Annotated in this window: 1 protein-coding gene; it reads right to left on the bottom strand. The window is 66.5% G+C overall.

What is annotated here, in order from left to right; genetic code table 11:
* Positions 1-1,712, bottom strand: a 1,712-nt coding sequence (locus D472_RS0124300; protein ID WP_017607026.1) for an ABC transporter ATP-binding protein, incomplete at both ends; no start/stop codon positions are given.

The raw sequence follows: 1,712 nt of genomic DNA, 5'->3' as shown, positions 1-1,712 counted from the left end.
CGCTCGGCGCGCAGGCGGCGGGCCTCGTCCGGATCCAGCACCGGAGCCGCGGTGAGCAACCGCCGCGTGTACTCGCTTCGCGGATTCTCGTACACCGAGTCGCTGTCCCCCATCTCCACGATCTCACCCTTGCACATCACGGCGACCCGATCACTGACCTGACGCACCACGGCCAGATCATGGGCCACGAAGATATAGGTCAACCCGAAGTCGTCCTGCAACTCCGAAAGCAAACGCAACACCTGATCCTGGGTGGACACGTCCAACGCCGAGACCGGCTCATCACAGATGATCAACTTGGGCTTGAGGATCAACGCCCGAGCGATGGCGATACGCTGACGCTGACCCCCGGAGAAGGCGTGCGGGAACCGGTTGTAGTGATCGGGTTCCAACCCCACCCGCTCCAACAACTCCTGCACCCGGGCGCGGACCTTCTTCCCCTCGCGTTCGCCCTGGACCTTCAGGGCGGTACCGATGCTCTCCCCGATGGTCAACCGCGGGTTCAGCGAGGAGTAGGGGTTCTGGAACACCATCTGCACGTGGCGGCGCAACGGTCGCAGCTCCCGCTCTGGCATGTGGGTGATGTCCTGGCCCTCGAACTCCACGGTGCCGCTGGTGGGCTCCAACAAACGCATGATCATCCGCGAGAGCGTGCTCTTGCCCGAACCCGACTCACCCACGATCCCCAGGGTCTCACCCTTGTACAGGTCGAAACCGACCCCCTTGACCGCCCAAAAGTCGGTGGAACGCCCCCACATACCACCACGCACCTTGAAACGCTGCGCGACCTCACGCACCCGCAACAAGGGCTCCTCCCCACCGGTGGCCGGGGTGAAGGCCTGGAAGGCACCGGGGTCGGTGACCTTACCCTGGCGTTGTTCCCGCTCGATGCGGTCGGCGCGGTCCTGGGCGCGGCGCTGGGCTCGGGAGACCTCCACTCGCGGCACCGCCTCCAACAAGGCCCGCGTGTAGGGATGTTCCGGTGCGGACAGCACCTTGCGCACGTCACCGCGCTCCACGGCCCGACCATGGCGCATCACCACGACCTCGTCCACCGACCCGGCCACCACGGCCAGGTCATGGGAGACCAGGATCAGCGCCATGTTCAGGTCCCGACGCAACTCATCGAGCAGGTCCAGGATGCGCGCCTGCACGGTGACGTCCAACGCGGTGGTGGGCTCATCGGCCAGCAACACCTTGGGATCGCACATCAACCCCATGGCGATGACCACGCGCTGGCGCATACCACCGGAGAACTCGTGCGGATAGGAATTGATCCGCTTGGCCGCCTCGGGGATACCGACCCGCTCCAGGGCCTCGACGGCGCGCTCGCGCGCCCTGCCCTTGGCGGCCTTGGGGTTGTGCACCCGGTAGGCCTCGATGAGCTGGTTGCCGATGGTGTACTGCGGGTGCAGCGACTGCATCGGGTCCTGGAAGACCATCGCGATGTCGTTGCCGCGCATCTGACGCAGTCTCTTGTCGCTCGCGGTCACCACGTTCTGCCCGGCCACCTCGATCCCCCCGCTGATCCGGGCGCGGCTGCCCCGGTGCAGGCCCATCAGGGCCAGCGAGGTCACGCTCTTACCCGAACCCGATTCACCCACGATGCCCAAAGCGCCGCCGGCGGGCACCTCGAAGGAGAGTCCCTTCACGGCGTGGACGTCGCCGTCCATCGTCGGGAACGTCACCCGCAGGTCGTCCACGCGCACGAC

This window comes from Nocardiopsis alkaliphila YIM 80379 (genome assembly GCF_000341005.1).
Classification (GTDB): Bacteria; Actinomycetota; Actinomycetes; order Streptosporangiales; family Streptosporangiaceae; genus Nocardiopsis; species Nocardiopsis alkaliphila.
Note: the sequence above shows the minus strand (reverse complement) of the source record. Positions and strands in the feature narration are given on the sequence as shown.